General features: G+C 66.9%; 17 protein-coding genes. 10 read left to right on the top strand and 7 right to left on the bottom strand.

Annotation, left to right across the window (positions count from 1 at the left end; genetic code table 11):
- The first annotated feature begins 9 nt into the window (after positions 1 to 9).
- The 5 genes from hutH to hutI are packed head-to-tail and all read left to right on the top strand — an operon-like array spanning position 10 to position 5588.
- Entirely contained in the window at positions 10 to 1572 is a 1563-nt protein-coding gene (gene hutH, locus ACSUZJ_RS03645) for a histidine ammonia-lyase (RefSeq protein WP_499413394.1), read from the top strand.
- 21 nt (positions 1573 to 1593) lie between these two features.
- The gene (gene hutG, locus ACSUZJ_RS03650) at positions 1594 to 2394 is read left to right on the top strand and encodes an N-formylglutamate deformylase (RefSeq protein WP_499413395.1); all 801 of its coding nucleotides are present in this window, start codon (positions 1594 to 1596) and stop codon (positions 2392 to 2394) included.
- Positions 2391 to 3758, top strand: a complete 1368-nt coding sequence (locus ACSUZJ_RS03655; RefSeq protein WP_499413397.1) for a formimidoylglutamate deiminase — start codon at positions 2391 to 2393, stop codon at positions 3756 to 3758. The genes hutG and ACSUZJ_RS03655 overlap by 4 nt, the downstream gene beginning before the upstream one ends.
- On the top strand, positions 3755 to 4351 hold the full coding sequence (locus ACSUZJ_RS03660) for a HutD/Ves family protein (protein WP_499413398.1): 597 nt from the start codon (positions 3755 to 3757) through the stop codon (positions 4349 to 4351). The genes ACSUZJ_RS03655 and ACSUZJ_RS03660 overlap by 4 nt, the downstream gene beginning before the upstream one ends.
- Positions 4344 to 5588 (top strand): imidazolonepropionase, encoded by a 1245-nt coding sequence (gene hutI, locus ACSUZJ_RS03665; RefSeq protein WP_499413399.1) that lies wholly within the window; start codon positions 4344 to 4346, stop codon positions 5586 to 5588. Before ACSUZJ_RS03660 ends, hutI begins: the two co-directional genes overlap by 8 nt.
- 116 nt (positions 5589 to 5704) lie before the next feature.
- Here the strand turns inward: hutI and ACSUZJ_RS03670 are convergent, their stop codons facing one another.
- The 7 genes from ACSUZJ_RS03670 to ACSUZJ_RS03700 form a co-directional block, all read right to left on the bottom strand.
- Positions 5705 to 5884 (bottom strand): hypothetical protein, encoded by a 180-nt coding sequence (locus tag ACSUZJ_RS03670; RefSeq protein WP_499413401.1) that lies wholly within the window; start codon positions 5882 to 5884, stop codon positions 5705 to 5707.
- A 307-nt stretch (positions 5885 to 6191) separates the two neighbouring features.
- Complete coding sequence (locus ACSUZJ_RS03675) at positions 6192 to 6689, bottom strand: GNAT family N-acetyltransferase (RefSeq protein WP_499413402.1); 498 nt, start codon at positions 6687 to 6689, stop codon at positions 6192 to 6194.
- Entirely contained in the window at positions 6686 to 7624 is a 939-nt protein-coding gene (locus ACSUZJ_RS03680) for a DMT family transporter (RefSeq protein ID WP_499413403.1), read from the bottom strand. The genes ACSUZJ_RS03675 and ACSUZJ_RS03680 overlap by 4 nt, the downstream gene beginning before the upstream one ends.
- A 110-nt stretch (positions 7625 to 7734) precedes the next feature.
- Positions 7735 to 8832 carry an MBL fold metallo-hydrolase gene (locus ACSUZJ_RS03685; RefSeq protein WP_499413405.1) on the bottom strand — a complete coding sequence of 366 codons (1098 nt, stop codon included), beginning with the start codon at positions 8830 to 8832 and terminating at the stop codon, positions 7735 to 7737.
- Between the two features lie 285 nt (positions 8833 to 9117).
- A complete protein-coding gene (locus tag ACSUZJ_RS03690) occupies positions 9118 to 9573 on the bottom strand; it encodes an outer membrane lipoprotein (RefSeq protein WP_499413406.1) in 456 nt (151 codons plus the stop codon).
- An 82-nt stretch (positions 9574 to 9655) separates the two neighbouring features.
- A complete protein-coding gene (locus ACSUZJ_RS03695; RefSeq protein WP_499413407.1) occupies positions 9656 to 10093 on the bottom strand; it encodes an Mpo1 family 2-hydroxy fatty acid dioxygenase in 438 nt (145 codons plus the stop codon).
- A 58-nt stretch (positions 10094 to 10151) separates the two neighbouring features.
- Positions 10152 to 11099: a LysR family transcriptional regulator gene (locus tag ACSUZJ_RS03700; RefSeq protein WP_499413408.1), complete on the bottom strand. Its 948-nt coding sequence runs from the start codon at positions 11097 to 11099 to the stop codon at positions 10152 to 10154.
- A gap of 152 nt (positions 11100 to 11251) precedes the next feature.
- On the opposite strand from ACSUZJ_RS03700, the gene ACSUZJ_RS03705 reads away from it, so the two are divergent.
- The 5 genes from ACSUZJ_RS03705 to ACSUZJ_RS03725 all read left to right on the top strand — a co-directional run bounded on the left by ACSUZJ_RS03705 (position 11252) and on the right by ACSUZJ_RS03725 (position 18373).
- Complete coding sequence (locus ACSUZJ_RS03705) at positions 11252 to 11473, top strand: hypothetical protein (protein WP_499413410.1); 222 nt, start codon at positions 11252 to 11254, stop codon at positions 11471 to 11473.
- Positions 11470 to 12330 carry an alpha/beta hydrolase gene (locus ACSUZJ_RS03710; RefSeq protein ID WP_499413411.1) on the top strand — a complete coding sequence of 287 codons (861 nt, stop codon included), beginning with the start codon at positions 11470 to 11472 and terminating at the stop codon, positions 12328 to 12330. The genes ACSUZJ_RS03705 and ACSUZJ_RS03710 overlap by 4 nt, the downstream gene beginning before the upstream one ends.
- 160 nt (positions 12331 to 12490) lie before the next feature.
- Positions 12491 to 13705, top strand: a complete 1215-nt coding sequence (locus ACSUZJ_RS03715) for an efflux RND transporter periplasmic adaptor subunit (protein WP_499413412.1) — start codon at positions 12491 to 12493, stop codon at positions 13703 to 13705.
- Between the two features lie 4 nt (positions 13706 to 13709).
- On the top strand, positions 13710 to 16892 hold the full coding sequence (locus ACSUZJ_RS03720; protein ID WP_499413413.1) for an efflux RND transporter permease subunit: 3183 nt from the start codon (positions 13710 to 13712) through the stop codon (positions 16890 to 16892).
- Positions 16889 to 18373, top strand: coding sequence for an efflux transporter outer membrane subunit (locus tag ACSUZJ_RS03725; protein WP_499413414.1), 1485 nt, complete (start codon positions 16889 to 16891; stop codon positions 18371 to 18373). The genes ACSUZJ_RS03720 and ACSUZJ_RS03725 overlap by 4 nt, the downstream gene beginning before the upstream one ends.
- The last annotated feature ends 41 nt before the right edge of the window (positions 18374 to 18414 follow it).

Here is an 18414-nt window from a genome sequence, read left to right on the forward strand (position 1 = left end):
AGACAGAACATGAAACACGAATCGCAACACGATGCTCACCAAGGCTGGACCCTGCAACCCGGCGCCCTGACCCTGGCAGACCTGCGCGCCGCCTGGGCCGCGCACCGCCCGATCGCCCTGTCGCCCGACGCCGCCGGCCCCATCGCGGCATCGAGCGCGCTGGTCGACACCATCGTCGCCAAGGGCGACCCCGCCTACGGCATCAACACCGGCTTCGGCATCCTGGCCAAGGCCCATATCCCGAACGACCAGCTGGCGCAATTGCAGCGCAACCTGATCCTGTCGCACGCGGTCGGCACCGGCGAGCTGCTGTCCGACGCGGTGGTGCGCCTGATCCTGCTGACCAAGATCGGCAGCCTGGCGCGCGGCTACTCGGGCGTGCGTCCCCTGATCATCGACACCCTGATCGCGCTCTACAACGCGGGCATCATGCCGGCCATTCCCTCGCAGGGTTCGGTCGGCGCCTCGGGCGACCTGGCGCCGCTGGCGCACATGACCCTGGCCATCCTCGGCGTCGGCCAGGTGCGCGTGGGCGGCCGCCTGATGGAGGCAAGCGAGGCCCTGCGTGATGCCGGCATCGCGCCGGTCACCCTGGCCGCGAAAGAGGGCCTGGCCCTGATCAACGGCACGCAAGTCTCGACCGCGCTGGCCCTGCACGGCCTGTTCATGGCCGAGCGACTGGTCGAAGCGGCGATGGTCACCGGCGCACTGTCGGTCGACGCCGCCCGCGGCAGCGACGCCCCGTTTGACCCGCGCATCCACGCCGTGCGCGGCCAGCCGGGCCAGATCGCCGCCGCCGCCATCTACCGCGAACTGGTGGCCGGCAGCGCGATCCGCGCCTCGCACCTGGTCGGCGACGAACGCGTGCAGGACCCCTACAGCCTGCGCTGCCAGCCGCAGGTGATGGGCGCCGTCATGGACCTGGTGGCGAATGCCGGCCGCACCTTGCTGATCGAAGCGAACGCGGTCACCGACAACCCGCTGCTGTTCCCCGACGATGGCGCGATCGTTTCGGGCGGTAACTTCCACGCCGAGCCGGTGGCCTTTGCCGCCGACACCCTGGCCCTCGCCATCGCCGAGATCGGTGCCCTGGCCGAGCGCCGCATCGCCCTGCTGATCGACGCCAATTTGTCCGGCCTGCCGGCCTTCCTGGTGCGCGAACCGGGCCTGAACTCGGGCTTCATGATTGCCCACGTGACGGCGGCTGCGCTGGCCTCGGAAAACAAGTCGCTGGCCCATCCGGCCAGCGTCGACAGCCTGCCGACTTCGGCCAACCAGGAAGACCACGTCAGCATGGCAACCTTCGCTGCGCGCCGTCTCGACCAGATGGCGCACAATACGTCGGTTATTGTCGGGATCGAACTGCTGGCGGCAGGGCAGGGCATCGAGTTCCACCGTCCGCTGACCAGTTCGGGCTACCTGGAGTATGTACATGCCCAGTTGCGCCAGCAGGTCCCGCCTTACGACGAGGACCGCTTCTTCGCGCCCGATATCGAAGCCGCACGGCGCATGGTGGTCGAGGGCGAGTTGTCAGCGTCGTGCAAGGACTTGTTCTCAGTATTACACTCGTAATTCAACCCCACAGGAGAGGTAATGGATTTCCGGTTCAAGGCAGGTGACGCACCGATGCTGCTGTCGATGCCCCACGTGGGTACCGATATTCCCGACGAAGTCGCGGCCACGATGGCGCCCTGCGCCCTCGCGAAAGCGGATACCGACTGGCACCTGGCCGAGCTCTACGAAGCCGCCGGCCGCCTCGGCATCTCGACCCTGGCGGCGCGCTGGTCGCGCTACGTCATCGACCTGAACCGGCCGCCGGAAAACACCAACCTGTATCCGGGGATGGACACGACCGGCCTGTGCCCGGTCGACACCTTCGGGCGCGAAAGCCTGTACCAGGAGGGTAAAGTTCCGGACGAGGCGGAAGTGAAGCGCCGCCTGGAGCGCTACTGGCAGCCCTACCACAACCAGCTGCGCGCGGAACTGGCGCGCCTGCTGGCGCTGCACGGCAAGGTGGTGCTGTGGGACGCGCACTCGATCGCTTCGCGCGTGCCGCGCTTCTTCGAGGGCCGCCTGCCGGACCTGAACTTCGGCACCGCCGAAGGAAAATCCTGCGATCCCGGCCTGGAAAACGCGGTGGTGGGCGTGGCGCGCGCCCAGGACCGCTTCAGCATCGCCGTCAACGGCCGCTTCAAGGGCGGCCATATCACCCGCTTCTACGGCCAGCCGAAGGAGGGCGTGCACACGATCCAGCTCGAAATGTGCCAGTGCCTGTACATGAACGAGGCGCCGCCTTTTGAATACCGTCCGGAGGTAGCGGCCGAGGTGCAGCCGCTCCTTGGCGACATGCTGCAGGCCGCGCTCGACTGGGTGCGAGCAAGGGGGAGCAGATGAACGCCCTGTTTGCCCGTCACGCCCTGCTGCCGGAAGGCTGGCGCGGCGACGTGCTGGTCGAGTGGGATGCGCGCGGCGCGCTGACCCGGGTCCAGCCCCAGGCCAAGGCGCCGATCGGCGTGCCGCGCGCCGATTACGTGGTGCCGGGCATGGTCAACCTGCATTCGCACGCCTTCCAGCGCGCGCTCGGCGGACTGACCGAGCGGGCCGGCGATGGGCCGGACAGTTTCTGGACCTGGCGCGACCTGATGTACCGCTTCGCGGCCAATATCACGCCCGAGCAGGTCGAGGCCATCGCGGCCCAGCTGTTCTCGGAATGCCTGCGCCACGGCTATACCTCGCTGTGCGAATTCCATTACATCCAGCGCGACCCGGCGGGCGAGCTGTACAAGCGGCCGGCCGAGATGGCCGAGCGCGTCGCGGCGGCCGGGCAGCAATCCGGCATCGGTCTGACCCTGCTGCCGGTGCTGTACAGCCACAGCGGTTTCGGCGAGCAGGACTTGAGGCCGGAACAGCGCCGCTTCCGCACCGATGCCGAGACCGTGCTGCGCATCGTCGAGGCGCTTGAACCGCTGCGTTCCGGCCAGCTCGAGGTCGGCGCGGCCCCGCATTCGCTGCGCGCGGCCGGCATCGAGCAGGTGCGCGAACTGGCGGCGGCGCTGCCGAAGGAGCGGCCGCTGCACATCCACATCGCCGAGCAGCAGGGCGAGGTGCAGCAGAGCCTGGATTTCAGCGGCCGGCGCCCGGTCGAATACCTGCTGGAGCACATCGGCGTCGACGCGCGCTGGTGCCTGGTGCATGCGACCCACCTGAACGACGAGGAGGTCAGGGCGCTGGCGGCATCGGGCGCGGTGGCCGGGCTGTGTCCGACGACCGAGGCCAACCTGGGCGACGGCGTGTTCCCGCTCGGGGACTACCTGGCGGCGGGCGGGCGCTGGGGCATCGGCAGCGACAGCCATGTCTCGCAGAGCCCGGTCGAAGAATTGCGCTGGCTCGAGTATGGCCAGCGCCTGGTGCACCAGCGCCGCAACGTCGCGGCCACGCCAGCGCGGCGCGACGTGGCGCTGAACTTGTGGCAGGATGCGCTGGCCGGCGGTGCGCTGGCGGCCGGACGCCCGGTCGGGCTGCTTGCGGCGGGGCGGCGCGCCGACCTGCTGGTGCTCGACAGTGCGCATCCGAACCTGGAAGGCGCGCTGGAGGCCGACGTGATGGGCCGCCTGGTCTTCTGCGGCAACGACAACCTGGTGCGCGACGTGCTGGCCGGCGGACGCTGGGTGGTGCAGGGCGGGCGCCACATGGCCCAGGAAACCATCGCGCGCCGCTACCGGCAGGCGATCAACCAGTTGCGCGAGGTGCGAGCATGAATATCCTGATTCCGTTTGCGGGGCTGTCGGCGGTGCCATGGAAGAATGGCGGCGGCAGCACCACCACCATCGCGGTCGGCCCGCCCGACGCGACTTTCGACAATTTCGACTGGCGCGTGAGCCTGGCCACCATTGCCGAGGATGGCCCGTTCTCGAGTTTTCCGGGTGTGGACCGCACGCTGGCGCTGGTCGACGGCCACGGCATGACGCTCGACATCGACGGCATCGAGCGCGTGATCCTGTGCGAGTCGGGGCCGGTGCTGGCCTTCGACGGCGAGTCCGCGGTCGTCGCCAAGCTCAACCGCGGGCCGACCACCGACTTCAACGTCATGACGCGCAGCGAGCGCTGCTATCACCAGTTCGGCCGCCGCCGCCTTTCCGGCAAGTCGACTTTCGTGGCGCGCGCCGACCTGACCATCCTGTTCCTGGCCGAGGGCGAAAGCCTGGAAATCGCCAACGATGCCGAACGCATCGGTCTGGTACGCTATGACGCGGTGATGTTCGATCCGGGCACCATGTGGTCGCTCGAGACCACCCAGGCGACGATCTTCATCGTCGACATTTTCTACTACAGCGAGGACGAAGATGAGTGAGCGCAGCGGGCCGCGTTATGACGCGGTGTTTGCGAACGTGAACCTGGCCACCATGGTCGACGGCTATGGCGAGGTGATGGACGGCGCGATCGCCGTGCACCATGGCCGCATCGCCTGGCTCGGGCCGCGCCGCGAAGCGCCGCGCGCGGCCGTCATCCACGACTGCGACGGCGCCTGGCTCACGCCCGGCCTGATCGACTGCCACACCCACGTCGTCCACGCGGGCAACCGCAGCGAGGAATGGGAAGCGCGCCTGGAAGGGGCGAGCTACGAGGACATCGCGCGCAAGGGCGGCGGCATCATGTCGACCGTGCGCGCCACCCGCGCCGCCTCGGTGGAAGACCTGATGCGCGTGAGCGCCCCGCGCATCTCGCAACTGCTGGCCGAGGGCGTGACCACGCTCGAGATCAAGTCCGGCTACGGCCTGAACCTGCAGGGCGAAGCGAACCTGCTGCGCGCCGCGCGCCGCCTGGGAGAATTGCTGCCGGTGTGTGTGAAGACCACCTTCCTGGGCGCACACGCGCTGCCGCCGGAATTCGCCGGCCGCGCCGACGACTACATCGCCGAAGTGGCCGAACGCATGCTGCCGCTCTTGGTCAAGGAAGGGCTGGTCGACGCGGTCGACGCCTTCTGCGAGCACATCGGCTTTACCTACGACCAGACCGAGCGCGTGTTCGCGGCGGCCAAACGCCTGGGCCTGCCGGTGAAACTGCATGCCGAGCAGCTGTCCGAACAGCGCGGCGCTGAACTGGTGGCGCGCTACCGCGGCCTGTCGGCCGACCACCTGGAACACCTGACCCCGGCCGGCATTGCCGCCATGGCGGCCGCCGGCACCGTGGCCGTGCTGCTGCCGGGCGCCTGGTACTTCCTGCGCGAGAGCAAAGCGCCGCCGATCGCGGAGCTGCGCGCGGCCGGCGTGCCGCTGGCGGTGGCGACCGACTGCAACCCCGGCACCTCGCCCCTGAGCTCGATCCTGCTGGCGATGAACATGGCCTGCACCCTGTGGCGCCTGACCCCGCGCGAAGCGCTGCAGGGCGCCACCGTGCACGCGGCGCGTGCGCTCGGCATGCAGGACCGCATCGGCACGCTCGAAGTCGGCAAGCGCGCCGATTTCGCGCTGTGGGACATTGCTCGCCCGGCGGAGCTGGCCTATGCGATCGGCTTCAATCCCTGCCAGGCCGTCGTCAACGGCGGTGTGATGCGCGAGCGCGACGCCGGGTTGCCCGCGGGGTTTTAAGCGGTTATCGAGCAGGAAGCGTGTAAATCGCAGCGGTGACCCGCGCGGTTTCGTATCAGGACGCTTCGGAATGGTGGGCGCCCCTGTGCCCACCAATTAAACGTCACCCACAAACCTCAAAGCGACTGCAACTTCGCCTTCGTCGCCGACACCGCCCGGTGCAGCATGCGCTCGGCGTGGAAATCGTTTTCGCGCTGCGCCGCGATGGCGTGCAGGCTGCGTGTGTAATTATCGAGACGGCTACGCAGCCATGCCTTGTATAGCCGCGTCTTGACCGGTTTGAGGCTCAATTTCATGGTGTGTGCTCTCCTGGGAAGAGCACATTGTCGGCGTCACCCATCAATTGCTTTTGTGATAACTCAATCGTGCCACACCACGGCATGAGGCTTGAGAATCCTCAAGTCCTCTGATTCCAGCTGGGTAATTATTAGCTTCAATGGAATCCGTAAGAGAGGTAAGCAATTGTAAGAACTACCACACTCAGCGACTTCACCCAGCTATATTGAAGTCGTTGATATCCACTCTCCCCTCCCCATCCTAAAAAATGGGTTCGCCCACGGCGCCAAACGGTCCCGTGGGTTTTTCTTTGTGGGCCTGGCGCCTTTACATCGCGCGGCGGGCAAGGTATTCGAGCGTTTCGCCGGTCACGCGGCAGATGCGCCAGTCCGGCAGGATCTCGGCGCCCATGGTCTTGTAGAAGTTGATCGCAGGCTCGTTCCAGTCGAGCACGGACCATTCGAAGCGGCCGCAGTTGCGTTCCATGGCCAGCTGGGCCAGGCGCGCCAGCAGCTGGGTGCCGTAGCCCTTGCCGCGGTGCGACTGGCGCACGTACAGGTCTTCCAGGTAGAGGCCCTTCTTGGTCAGGAAGGTCGAGAAGTTATGGAAGAACAGCGCAAAGGCGACCACTTCGCCGTTTTCCTCGCCGACGATGGCTTCGCACGAGGGCTTCGTGCCGAACAGGCCTTCGTGCAGCAGCTCCTCGGTGGCCACCACCATGTGCTCGAGTTTTTCGAACACGGCCAGCTCGACGATCATCGAGTGGATGTGGGTGATGTCGGACGGCTCGGCCGGGCGGATGGAAAAATGTGTGGCAGAAGTCATGGGGTTTCGATAGCGTTGTTCAAAAGATCATTTTGCACCGGTTTGGCTGCGGGTGCGCGCAGGGCCCAGGCCACGCTGGCCAGGCACAGCACCATGCCCAGGAACTCGACGGGACCCGGGCGGTAGTGTTCGAGCTTGACCGACAGCAGCACCGACAGCACCGGCGTGATGACGCCGATGTAGACCGCTTTCTGCGGCCCGATGCGGGCGATCAGCGTGAAATAGGCAAGGAAGGCGATCACCGAGCCGAACAGGGCGAGATACAGCAGGCCCAGCGTGTACGAGAGGGTCGGCGGCGCCACGAAGCGCTGGCCGGTCGCCAGCACGTAGAGCACCACCAGCAGGGTGCCCCAGAGCATCGACCAGGCCGTGGTCAGCATGACATTGCTCGACTCGGCGCGCACCTTGCCGACCACGATGCTGCCGGCCGAGCTGGCGATCGTCGCGGCCAGGGCCAGCACCACGCCCAGCAGGAAGTGGCCGCTGCCACCCATTTGCAGGTCGCGCCAGGCCTGGGCGATCGAATGGTAGAACAGCAGCGCCACGCCGGCAGTGGCCACCGCGCCGGCGCCCCAGGTGCGCGGCGCAATCGGCGTGCCATGGAAGATGCGCCCGAGAACCGGCGTCCAGAACACCATCAGCGCGAACAGCACGGCCACCAGGCCCGAGACCACGACTTCCTCGGCCTGGTAGGTGCAGATATAGGACAGGCCGAAAGTGGCGGCGCCTTGCAGCATCATCCATTTCTGGGTGCGCCAGGGCAGTTGCAGCTTGTGGCCGCGGAGCATGCAGATGAAGAACAGCGTGGCCGAGGCCAGTGCGAAACGGTAGACCACGGAGACTGCCGGGGGCACTTCGCCCAGCTGCAAGGTAATGGCCCAGAAAGTCGAACCCCAGATCAGGGATGCGATGACGAAGAGGACGGAAGAAGGCATCGCGAAAGTATACGTGCTTTCGCTATTGCCTGTCGTCTATAGATTGGAAATAAGAGCCCGCGCGGCGCAAGTTTTTCGGACCGCTACAACACGCCGCCGGGCCCGGCCGTTTACTTGAGCCCCTTCCACCAGGGCGCGAACGATTGTTCCGGATCGCCCAGGCGGATCGGCTCGCCGATGCGCGGCGTCAGCAGCCGGTAGCGCTTGCCTTCGCTGGCAGTCAGCGCGCGTTCGAAAGGTTCGTCCCAGGCATGGCGGGCCAGGGTGAAGCGGCCGGCATGGCCATTCAGCAGGGTGCGCGCGTCGAGCAGCTCGGCCGCACGGGATGCCTCTTCCGGCGTCATGTGGATGTCGGCCCACTTGACGTTGTACTGCCCGCCGTCGAGCGCGACGAAGTCGAAACGCTCGAAGCGCTTGCCGATGTCTGCGAAGTGGGGACCGAAACCCGTGTCGCCGCTGAAGTAGAGGCGCCGCTGCGGCGTCTCCAGCGCAAAGCTTGCCCACAAACTTTGGTTGCGCTTCATGAAACGTCCCGAGTAATGCTGGGCAGGCAGGACGTGCACCTGCAGGCCCGGCTCGAGCGCCACGCTGCTGTGCCAGTTCATCTCGCGGATCTTGGCGGGCGCATAGCCCCAGTGCCGCAGATGGGCGCCGTTGCCGAGGCCCGTGACGACCAGCCCGGTCCTGGGCTCGAGGGCTTTCATGGTCGCATGGTCGAGATGATCGTAATGGTCGTGCGTGATCAGGACGGCGTCGACCACAGGCAGATCCTCCAGCGTGTAGGGGCTGGACCCCTCGAAGGCGCGCACCATCCAGGGCAGGGGCGCCGCGTACTTGCTGAAGACCGGATCGATCAGCAGGCGCTTGCCGCCGAGCTGCACGAAATAGGAAGAGTGGCCGAGCCAGACCACGATGTCCTGTTCGCGCGGCAGGGCCGCCAGGTCCGTTTTCACCGAAGGCAGCGGTACGGGCGGCGCCGGCCGCTCGCGCGGTTCGGAGCGGCCGCGGATCATGGCGAGAATGAAGGCAAAGCCTTCCGGACGCGGCGGCGACGCGACTTCGTTGCGGAAGCCGCCATCGCGGTATTGCGGGGCTCCCTGTAACTGCTGGGGATCCGGCAGCTGTCCGACTGTCGGATAGATGTAGGCACAGGCGCTGACGCCTGCTGCACAGAGTACAACCAGGCTCGATACGAGAAATCGTTTCACGTTTGTTCCATTAGAAGTGCTGAGCGGATACTGCGCCCAGTACTTTACATGCGTATAAGAAAGTGCGTGCGCCGGCTGACTCAGGCGGCGTGCCGCGCTTGCGCATGGGCGGTCGCCCAGGCCGGAGTGTTGCGAGCAAGAGCAAGGCTGCGCTCGTCATGAAGGCCACGCAATCACCGCGCCGTCGACAGCATGCCGCTGGTGGTGGGGCCGGGCCGCTGCGGCCGCCGGCGCATGACCGCATCCGCTTCCAGGGCGAAGCGAATCAAGCCGGCAGGCAGGCGCTCAGTGCGTTACGCGTGTCTGGTAGCCATTGCTCAGCAGGCGCACCCGCTCGCCCGGGCGGAACATCTCGTCCGCCGCCTGGGTGACGGCGCGCAATTCTCCGCTGTCGAGCCGCACGGTGATCTCGAAGCCCGGGCGCTGGTTGGCATTGGCTTCGACCCGGTTGCCGAGCAGGCCGCCGGCGATGGCGCCGACGATGCCGGCGGCCGCCGAGCCGCTGCCATGCCCGACCTGCGAGCCGGCCAGGCCGCCGAGGGCCGCGCCGCCCATGGTGCCGACGCCCGATTCCGGGTTGACGATGGTGACGTTACGGACCGACTCGACCACGCCGGTGCGCACGACCTGTTCGTTCTGCGTCTGGTAGGCGGTGTAGACGCTGCCCGAGGGCGGCGTGGTGGCGCAGCCGGCCAGCAGGGCGGCGGCAAGGAGGGAAACGAGGGGCAGGGTGGTTTTCATGACGATCTCCGGTGCGTGTTGCTCTGTCCGAAAATCGTACTCCTCGTCGGAAAGCGGCGGCGCGCGCCGCTCCGCAGGCTGTTCAATAAGCCAGATTGAAACGGCGGTACAGGAAGCCCAGCACGAACAGGGGCCCGACCAGGAGAAAGCGCATATCGTCGAAGAACGAGGGTTTCTTGCCTTCGATCTTGTGGCCGATGAACTGGCCGATCCAGGCCACCACGAATACCGCGATCGACAGCGGCAGCACCGTCATCGGCGGCATCGCCGCGAGCAGGGCCAGCATCACGGCGGACATGACCAGCATGCCCCAGGCGAAGGGGCGAGAGAGCTGGAAGTAGTACCACATGGCGCCCAGCACGGCGAGCAGGGCCAGCACCGGATGGATCGCCCACAGGATGCCCAGCAGCGAGAACACGATCACCGGCACGCACACGAAATGGATCAGCTCGTTGGTCGGGTTGCGGTGGCTTTCGCTGTAGATCTCGAGCAGGGCGTGGATGTTGCGGGGTTGGCTCATGGGTGTCTCCCTTTGATGGTTTTATGGGCAGATTCTACACCCGAGCCGGCCCGGAATTTCATGCCGCCTGCGCATCCTGCACGAGCGCCGGGCGGGCGCCCAGGCGCATCTGCGGGTGGTTCGCGAACAGCTCGGACACCCATTCGACGAACACCCTCACCTTGGCCGACAGGTGGCGGTTCTGCGGATAGACCACATGGATGGGCAGCGGGTCGCTGCTCCAGTCGGGCAGCAGCTGCACCATGCGGCCCTCCTGCATGTGGCGCAGCAGCAGGTAATCCGTCATCTGGATGATGCCCAGGCCCGCCAGCCCCGCCTGCACATAGGCGTTCGAGTCGTTCAGGGCGATCACACCGGGCAGCGGCACCTCGATGCGCTCGCCGTCGCGATTGAAATCCCAGTCGTAGACCTTGCCGTTCTTGGCCGAGAAGTAATTCACGCAGCGGTGCTGCAGCAGGTCGTTCGGATGCCGCGGCGTGCCGAAGCGGGCCAGGTAGTCGGGCGAGGCCGCGGTGACGAAATTGATCACGCCGACCCGGCGCGCGATCAGGCTGGTGTCGAACAGCGGCCCGCCGCGCACCGCGCAGTCGACGCCTTCCTCGATCAGGTCGACCGGGCGGTCGGTGCTGCCCAGTTCCAGCTTGATGTCGGGATAGCGCTCGAAGAAGCCGGGCAGGGCCGGCACCAGGATCTCGCTCGAGAAACCGGTCGGCGTGTCCACCCGCAGGCGCCCGCTCGGGTTCAGGCGGGTGCGCGAGAGCGATTCCTCGGCGTCGCGCACGTCCGACAGGATGCGGATGCAGCGCTCGTAGTAGGCGGCGCCGTCGGAGGTCACGGTAACGAGCCGTGTGGTGCGGTGCAGCAGCTTGGCTGCCAGCGCCGTTTCGAGCGCCTGCACCATGGTCGAGACACTGGCCTTGGGCATGTTCAGCATCTCGGCCGCGCGCGTGAAGCTGCCCGTGTCGACAACCTGCACGAAGACTTCCATGGCCTGCAGCTTATTCATATTTTCCTCGCTCGATCAGGATTCTTCCTATTTTTATGCGTATTGTTCGCTTAATCCGAACAATCAATTCGACATTGCGATCTTTATCAGATTGTAGATGATGTCTATAGTGTGCGTACTGACAGCTGGAATAGCGATAACGGGAGCAAGACATGAAACGTAGGACACATCGAGACGACATCGTGGCAACGATTGCGTTGGTGCTGAGCACGCTGGCGATGGCAGTCGTGGTCGGCAGCGGTGCCTATGGACAGGCTGCCGGCCGCGAGGCGCATGGCATCCGGGCGCTTGCCGATACCGTGGCCCAGACCGCCAGCCTTGAAAATGCTGCGAGTGCACAATTGCTCGCCGCCGCATCGCGGGTGCAGCCATGAACGCGCCGCTCGACCTCGCCACGGCCAACGCCGCCGCCGACGACGTGCGTGTGCGCGAACTCGAGGTGGCCGGTGAACAGGGCCCGCTGAAGGCGCGCCTGTACGCCGCCGGTCCCGCGAGCAAGCGCGATACCCTGATCGTCTTCTTCCACGGCGGCGGTTTCGTCACCGGCGATGTCGAGGACGCGGACCTCTTCGCGCGCCACCTGGCCGATTCCAGCCGTGCGCAAGTGGTTCTGGCCTCGAACTACACCCTGGCGACCGTGCGTCCCTTCCCGGCGGCGGTCGAGGACGCGCACGCGGTGCTGCTGTGGGCAAAGAAGAACAAGACCAAACTGGGCTGGAACGGCAAGCGCATGCTGGTGGCCGGCATCGAGGCCGGCGCCAACCTGGCGGCGGTGTGCGCGCTGATGTCGCGCGACCGCGGCGCGCCCAAACTGGCCGGCCAGATCCTCCTGATGCCGATGCTCGATCCGGGCCTGTCGACCTGCTCGATGCGCGAAATGCCGCAATGCGTGGACAGGGAAAAACTGATGGACGAATGCGCTGCCGGTTACCGCGGCTACCTGCCGCATCCGGCCGACCGCACCCACCCCTACGCATCGCCCCTGCAGTCGAGCCGGCTGCGCAACCTGCCGCCGGCCCTGATCCTCTCCGCCGAGGACGACCCGCTGCGCGACGAGGCCGAGGCCTATGGCGCAAAGCTGGCCAGCTTCGGCGTGCAAGCCACGGTCCGGCGCCTGCTGCCGGCCCCGCTGCAAGCCGATGACCGCAACGTCTGTGCCTGCGAAAGGCACGCGCTGACCGAGATCGCCGACTTCATCGCCGGCCTGGACGGGGAGGCGCCGCCCGGATGATTTCCCCCACCTGATTTTTTCCACAACTAGCTGAATTGGGCCAACGCACCCGTGGGGTGCGGCGGGACCCGCTTTCCTTCGCGCTTTTCACGATGCGTCGCCGGGAGGGACAGGTGTCGCCTGATTATTTACATTTTCTCAAGAATAAGGGGCAATAAACATGAGAGCCACTCATCAATTGACCGCCGTCGTGCGCACTACCCTTCGTCCGGCCGTGCTGGCGCTGGCCGGTGCCGGCTTGGCCGCCATGCTGTCCGGCTGCGGCGACGCAACTGGCAAAACCGCTGGCAAGGCCGCCGAAACGCAGGCGCCCGCCGCGCCGCCGGTATCGGCCGCGCTGGTACTGGAACGCCCGGTGGCCGAGACCCAGGAATTCTCGGGCCGCCTGGAAGCGATCGAGTGCGTCGAGATCCGCTCGCGCGTCAGCGGCTTCATCACGGCCGTGAACTTCAAGCCGGGCAGCGAAGTGAAGAAGGGCGACGTGCTGTTCGTGATCGACCCGCGTCCCTACCAGGCGGAAGCGGCGCGCGCTGAAGCAAATGCCGCATCGAGCCGTGCGAAGCTGGAACTGGCCCGGCGCGAACTGGCCCGCGCCGAGAGCCTGCTGGCCGACAAGGCCATCGCGAAACGCGAATACGACGAAGCGGTGGCCGCGCAGAAGGAGCTGGAAGCGAATGCCGCCGCGGCCCAGGCCGCGTATGAAGCGGCGCGCCTGAACCTGGCCTATACCCGCGTGACCTCGCCGATCGACGGCCGTGTCTCGAAAGCCGAGATCACGCTCGGCAACCTGGTCGACGCCTCGGCGGTGCTCACGTCCGTGGTCTCGCTGGACCGCATCTACGCCAGTTTCGACGGCGACGAAGAGACCTACCTGCGCGTCGGCGCCCGGGCCCAGCAGGGCGCGCCGGTGGCGGTGCGCGTGGGCCTGGCCAACGAGGAAGGCTTCCCGCACGAGGGCAGGCTCGAATTCGTCGACAACCAGCTCGATGCGCGCACCGGCAGCGTGAGCATGCGCGCCGCGTTCGACAATGCCGACCGTACGCTTGCTCCCGGCCTGTTCGCACGCGTCCAACTGGGCGCGGCCGACAGCCGCAAGGCCGTCCTGATCAGCGATCGCGCCGTCGCCACCGACCAGAGCCGCAAGTACGTGTTCGTCGTTGGCGCCGACAACAAGGCCGAGTACCGTCCGGTGAAACTGGGCCCGACGGTCGACGGCCTGCGCGTGGTGCGCGAAGGCCTGAAGGGCGGCGAGAAGATCGTCGTCAACGGCCTGCAGCGTGTACGCCCGGGCGCGCCGATCGCGCCGCAGATGGTGGCGATGGACGCCGCTGCATCCGCGCCACTGGCCCTCGCGGCAAACAGCGCCAAGGAGTAAGACCATGAACTTCTCCCGCTTCTTTGTCGACAAGCCGATCTTCGCGGCCGTGCTGTCGGTGCTGGTCTTCGTGGGCGGCCTGATCGCGATCTTCCGGTTGCCCGTGTCCGAGTACCCGGACGTGGTGCCGCCCTCGGTCGTGGTGCGCGCCCAGTACCCGGGCGCGAATCCGAAGGTGATCGCCGAAACGTTGGCCGCGCCGCTGGAAGAGCAGATCAACGGCGTCGAGAACATGCTTTATATGTCCTCGCAAAACACCTCGGACGGCGCCCTGATGCTGACGATTACCTTCGCCATCGGCACCGACGTCGAGCAGGCCGAGACGCAAGTGCAGAACCGCGTCCAGCGCGCGCTGCCGCGCCTGCCCGAGGAGGTGCGCCAGATCGGCGTCACCACGGTGAAGAGTTCGCCCAATCTCACCATGGTGGTCCACCTGAAGTCACCAAGCGGCCGCTATGACGACCTCTACCTGCGCAACTACGCGACCCTGAACATCAAGGACCGCCTGGCGCGCATCCATGGCATGGGCGAAGTGCAGCTGTTCGGCTCGGGCGACTACGCGATGCGGGTCTGGCTCGATCCGCAGAAGGTGGCTGCGCGCAATCTCACCGCCGGCGACGTGGTCGACGCGATCCGCGAACAGAACGTGCAGGTGGCGGCCGGCGTCATCGGCCAAGGTCCCAGCAAGGATGCCGACTTCCAGCTGACCGTGAATACGCAGGGCCGCCTGTCGAGCGTCGAGGAGTTCGGCGACATCGTCGTCAAGACGAACAGCGACGGCGCGACGACCCTGCTGAAGGACGTGGCGCGCCTGGAGATGGGCTCGAACTCCTATGCCCTGCGCGCCCTGCTGGACAACAAGTCGGCGGTGGCGATCCCCATTTTCGAGGCGCCGAATGCCAACGCGCTGCAGCTGTCCACCGATGTGCGCGCCACCATGGCCGAGCTGTCGAAAGATTTCCCGGAAGGCGTCGAATACAGCATTGTGTACGACCCGACCCAATTCGTGCGCGAGTCGATCGACTCCGTCATCCACACCCTGCTGGAGGCCGTGGTGCTGGTCGCCCTGGTGGTGATCGTGTTCCTGCAAAGCTGGCGTGCGTCGATCATTCCGCTGCTGGCCGTACCCGTGTCGGTGGTCGGCACCTTCGCCGTGATGCTGATGTTCGGCTTCTCGATCAACACCCTGTCCCTGTTCGGCCTGGTGCTGGCGATCGGCATCGTGGTCGACGATGCCATCGTGGTCGTCGAGAACGTCGAGCGCAACATCACGAACGGCCTGTCGCCGCATGACGCGACGATCCAGGCGATGAAGGAAGTGAGCGGCCCGATCGTGGCGATCGCCCTGGTGCTGTGCGCGGTCTTCGTGCCGATCGCCTTTGTGGCGGGCCTGACCGGCCAGTTCTACCGCCAGTTCGCGCTGACGATTGCGATCTCCACCGTGATCTCGGCCTTCGTGTCGCTGACCCTGGCGCCCGCGCTCTCGGCCGCGCTCCTGCAGGCGCACGACGCGCCGAAGGACCGCCTGACGCGCATGATGGACAGCGTCTTCGGCCGCTTCTTCGCCGCCTTCAACCGCTTCTTCGGGCGCGCTTCGCACCGTTACGAGGGCGGCGTGAAGGGCGTCCTGCGCCGCAAGAGCGTGGCGCTCGGCGTGTACGCGGTGCTGGGCATCGCCGCCGCCTTCATGTTCAAGGTGGTGCCGCCGGGCTTCGTGCCGCAGCAGGACAAGGCCTACCTGATCGGCTTCGCCCAGCTGCCGGATGCAGCTTCGCTCGACCGCACCGACGCCGTGATCCGCAAGATGTCGGCCATCGCCGCCGAGATCCCGGGTGTCGAATCCTCGGTCGCCTTCCCCGGCCTGTCGATCAACGGCTTCACCAATGCGCCGAACTCGGGCATCGTGTTCACGACCCTGAAACCGTTCAGTGAACGCAAGGGCAAGGAACAGTCGGCCGAGGCCATCGCCGCGGAGATCAACAAGCGCATGGGCGCCGTGGAAGACGCCTTCGTGATGGTGCTGCCGCCGCCTCCGGTGAACGGCCTGGGCACCACCGGAGGCTTCAAGATGATGCTGGAAGACCGCGGCAACCTGGGCTACGACGCGCTGTACAAGGCGACCCAGGCGATGCAGGCGAAAGCCTGGGCCGATCCACGGTTGCAGGGCGTGTTCTCGAGCTACCAGATCAACGTGCCCCAGCTGTTCGCCGACGTCGACCGGGTAAAGGCCAAGCAGCTCGGCGTGCCGCTGCAGACCATTTACCAGACCTTGCAGGTGAACCTCGGCTCGCTGTACGTGAACGACTTCAACCAGTTCGGCAGGACTTACCAGGTGCGCGTGCAGGCCGACGCCCAGTTCCGCTCGCAGCCCGAGCAGATCGCCCAGCTCAAGGTGAGGAGCAACAGCGGCGAGATGATCCCGCTGTCCTCGCTGATGCAGGTAAAGGACAGCTATGGCCCGGACCGCGTGCAGCGCTATAACAACTACGTCTCGGCCGACATGAACGGCGGCCCGGCGCCGGGCGTGTCCTCGGGCCAGGCCCAGGCCATCTTCGAGCAGATCGCGAAAGAGACGCTGCCGAAGGGGATCGCGTATGAATGGACCGATCTCACCTACCAGGACATCCTGTCGGGGAACACCATGATCTACGTCTTCCCGCTGTGCGTGCTGCTGGTCTTCCTGGTGCTGGCCGCCCAGTACGAGAGCTGGACCCTGCCGCTGGCCGTGATCCTGATCGTGCCGATGTCGATCCTGTGCGCACTGCTGGGCGTGAAGCTGACCGGCGGCGACAACAACATCTTCACCCAGATCGCCCTGTTCGTGCTGGTCGGGCTGGCGTCGAAGAACGCAATCCTGATCGTGGAGTTCGCCCGCGAGCTCGAACACCACGGCCGCAGCGTGGTCGAGGCCGCGCTGGAAGCCAGCCGCCTGCGCCTGCGCCCGATCCTGATGACCTCGATCGCCTTCATCATGGGCGTGGTGCCCCTGGTGTTCTCCAGCGGCGCCGGCGCCGAGATGCGCCATGCGATGGGCGTCGCCGTGTTCGCCGGCATGCTGGGCGTGACCTTCTTCGGCCTGTTCCTGACGCCGCTGTTCTACGTCCTGCTGCGCACGCTGGCCAAACGTTTCGAAAAGCCTGCCGCGGTCCGTGCTCCGGCTGCGCAAGTGGAAGGAGTCGCACAATGAAGACCATGATCGCACGTGGCGTCGCACCGCTGCTGGCTGCCTTGCTGCTGAGCGCCTGCGCGGCGCCGACTTTCAAGCAGCCGGGAGTGACCGTGCCGGTCGCCTTCAAGGAAGCCGGCGTTATCCGGACTGCCGCCGATGGCAGCCGCTGGCAGCCGGCCCGCCCGGCCGAGCAGCAGCCGCGCGGCGAATGGTGGCTGGCCTTCCAGGATGCGCGCCTGACCGAACTGATGGATGAGGCGACGCGCAACAACCCCAGCCTGACGGTGGCCGCGGCGCGCGTGAAACAGGCGCGCGCCATTGCCGGCATCGCCGAGGCCGACCGCGTCCCGCAGGTAGGCGTCGGCGTCGGCGCCCAGCGCGGCCGGTTATCGCCGCTGGAGGCGAACCTGCCACAGGGCAGCCCGGTGGCGCCGCGCACGACCTACACGGCCAGCCTCTCGGCCAGCTACGAAGTCGATCTGTTCGGCCGCGTGGCGGCCAACGTCGAGGCGGCGCGCCAGGATGCCGGCGCGGTCGAAGCGAGCTACCGTTCGGTGCTGCTGTCGCTGCAGGCCGACGTGGCGCAAGCCTACTTCCGGCTGCGCGCCCTGGACGCCGAACTGGCAACCGTCGAGCGCGCCGTGCGCCTGCGCGAGGAAAGCGTGGCGGTGAACCAGCGCCGCTTCGACCTCGGCGACATCGGCGAATTCGACCTGACGCGTGCCAGAACCGAACTCTCGGCCACGCGCGCCGAGGCGATCGGCCTGCAGCGCCAGAGAACGAATGCCGAGCATGCGCTGGCGGTGCTACTGGGCCGTCCGGTGGCGAACTTCACGGCGGGGGCGAGCCCGCTGCCGGATGACGCCTCACTGCCGGTGATTCCCGCCGGGCTGCCTTCGACCCTGCTCGAGCGCCGCCCGGACATCGCCGCGGCCCAGCGCAGCATGGAAGCGGCCAATGCCCGCATCGGCGTCGCCCGTTCGGCCATGTTCCCGGCCCTGAACATCGATGCCACGGGCGGCGGCGTCGGCGGCACCATGGCCGAGGTGTTCAAGTGGAGCAGCCGCTCTTGGGTGCTGGGCGCGATGCTGGCGCTGCCGGTCATCGACGGCGGCCGCAACCGGGCCAACGTGACGCGCAGCGAAGCCGCGCTGGAAGAGGCGGTGGGCGCCTACCGCGAGCGCGTGCTGGTCGCCTTTGCCGAGGTCGAGGACAACCTGGCGGGCCTGCGCATCCTCGATGCGCAAGGAGAACAGATCCAGGACGCGGTGGTGTCGGCGCGCCGCTCGGTGGAACTGGCGCGCAAGCTCTACGATGCGGGACGTTCGAGCTACCTCGAGCTGCTCGACGCCCAGCGCAACCTGGCAGCGGTCGAGCGCAGCGCGGTGCAGTTGCGGGGCGATCGGGCGCTGACCACCGTGGCGCTGATCCGCGCACTGGGCGGCGGCTGGGATGCGCCGGCGGCGCAAGAGACGCAGGACACGCTGGCGCATCGTTGACAGACCCGTGAACCTCTCCTGAGTGCCCCTTGCGGCGGCCC

It is taken from the genome of Telluria sp. B2 (assembly GCF_051789535.1).
Taxonomy (GTDB): Bacteria; Pseudomonadota; Gammaproteobacteria; order Burkholderiales; family Burkholderiaceae_D; genus Telluria.

Bases quoted from the DNA above. Each gene is read 5' to 3' on its own strand.
- hutI (WP_499413399.1), top strand. From the start codon at position 4,344: ATGAGTGAGCGCAGCGGGCCGCGTTATGACGCGGTGTTTGCGAACGTG.
- ACSUZJ_RS03715 (WP_499413412.1), top strand. From the start codon at position 12,491: ATGAGAGCCACTCATCAATTGACCGCCGTCGTGCGCACTACCCTTCGT.
- ACSUZJ_RS03660 (WP_499413398.1), top strand. From the start codon at position 3,755: ATGAATATCCTGATTCCGTTTGCGGGGCTGTCGGCGGTGCCATGGAAG.
- ACSUZJ_RS03655 (WP_499413397.1), top strand. From the start codon at position 2,391: ATGAACGCCCTGTTTGCCCGTCACGCCCTGCTGCCGGAAGGCTGGCGC.
- ACSUZJ_RS03700 (WP_499413408.1), bottom strand. From the start codon at position 11,099: ATGAATAAGCTGCAGGCCATGGAAGTCTTCGTGCAGGTTGTCGACACG.
- ACSUZJ_RS03710 (WP_499413411.1), top strand. From the start codon at position 11,470: ATGAACGCGCCGCTCGACCTCGCCACGGCCAACGCCGCCGCCGACGAC.
- ACSUZJ_RS03675 (WP_499413402.1), bottom strand. From the start codon at position 6,689: ATGACTTCTGCCACACATTTTTCCATCCGCCCGGCCGAGCCGTCCGAC.
- ACSUZJ_RS03670 (WP_499413401.1), bottom strand. From the start codon at position 5,884: ATGAAATTGAGCCTCAAACCGGTCAAGACGCGGCTATACAAGGCATGG.
- hutG (WP_499413395.1), top strand. From the start codon at position 1,594: ATGGATTTCCGGTTCAAGGCAGGTGACGCACCGATGCTGCTGTCGATG.
- ACSUZJ_RS03680 (WP_499413403.1), bottom strand. From the start codon at position 7,624: ATGCCTTCTTCCGTCCTCTTCGTCATCGCATCCCTGATCTGGGGTTCG.
- ACSUZJ_RS03695 (WP_499413407.1), bottom strand. From the start codon at position 10,093: ATGAGCCAACCCCGCAACATCCACGCCCTGCTCGAGATCTACAGCGAA.
- hutH (WP_499413394.1), top strand. From the start codon at position 10: ATGAAACACGAATCGCAACACGATGCTCACCAAGGCTGGACCCTGCAA.
- ACSUZJ_RS03690 (WP_499413406.1), bottom strand. From the start codon at position 9,573: ATGAAAACCACCCTGCCCCTCGTTTCCCTCCTTGCCGCCGCCCTGCTG.
- ACSUZJ_RS03705 (WP_499413410.1), top strand. From the start codon at position 11,252: ATGAAACGTAGGACACATCGAGACGACATCGTGGCAACGATTGCGTTG.
- ACSUZJ_RS03725 (WP_499413414.1), top strand. From the start codon at position 16,889: ATGAAGACCATGATCGCACGTGGCGTCGCACCGCTGCTGGCTGCCTTG.
- ACSUZJ_RS03720 (WP_499413413.1), top strand. From the start codon at position 13,710: ATGAACTTCTCCCGCTTCTTTGTCGACAAGCCGATCTTCGCGGCCGTG.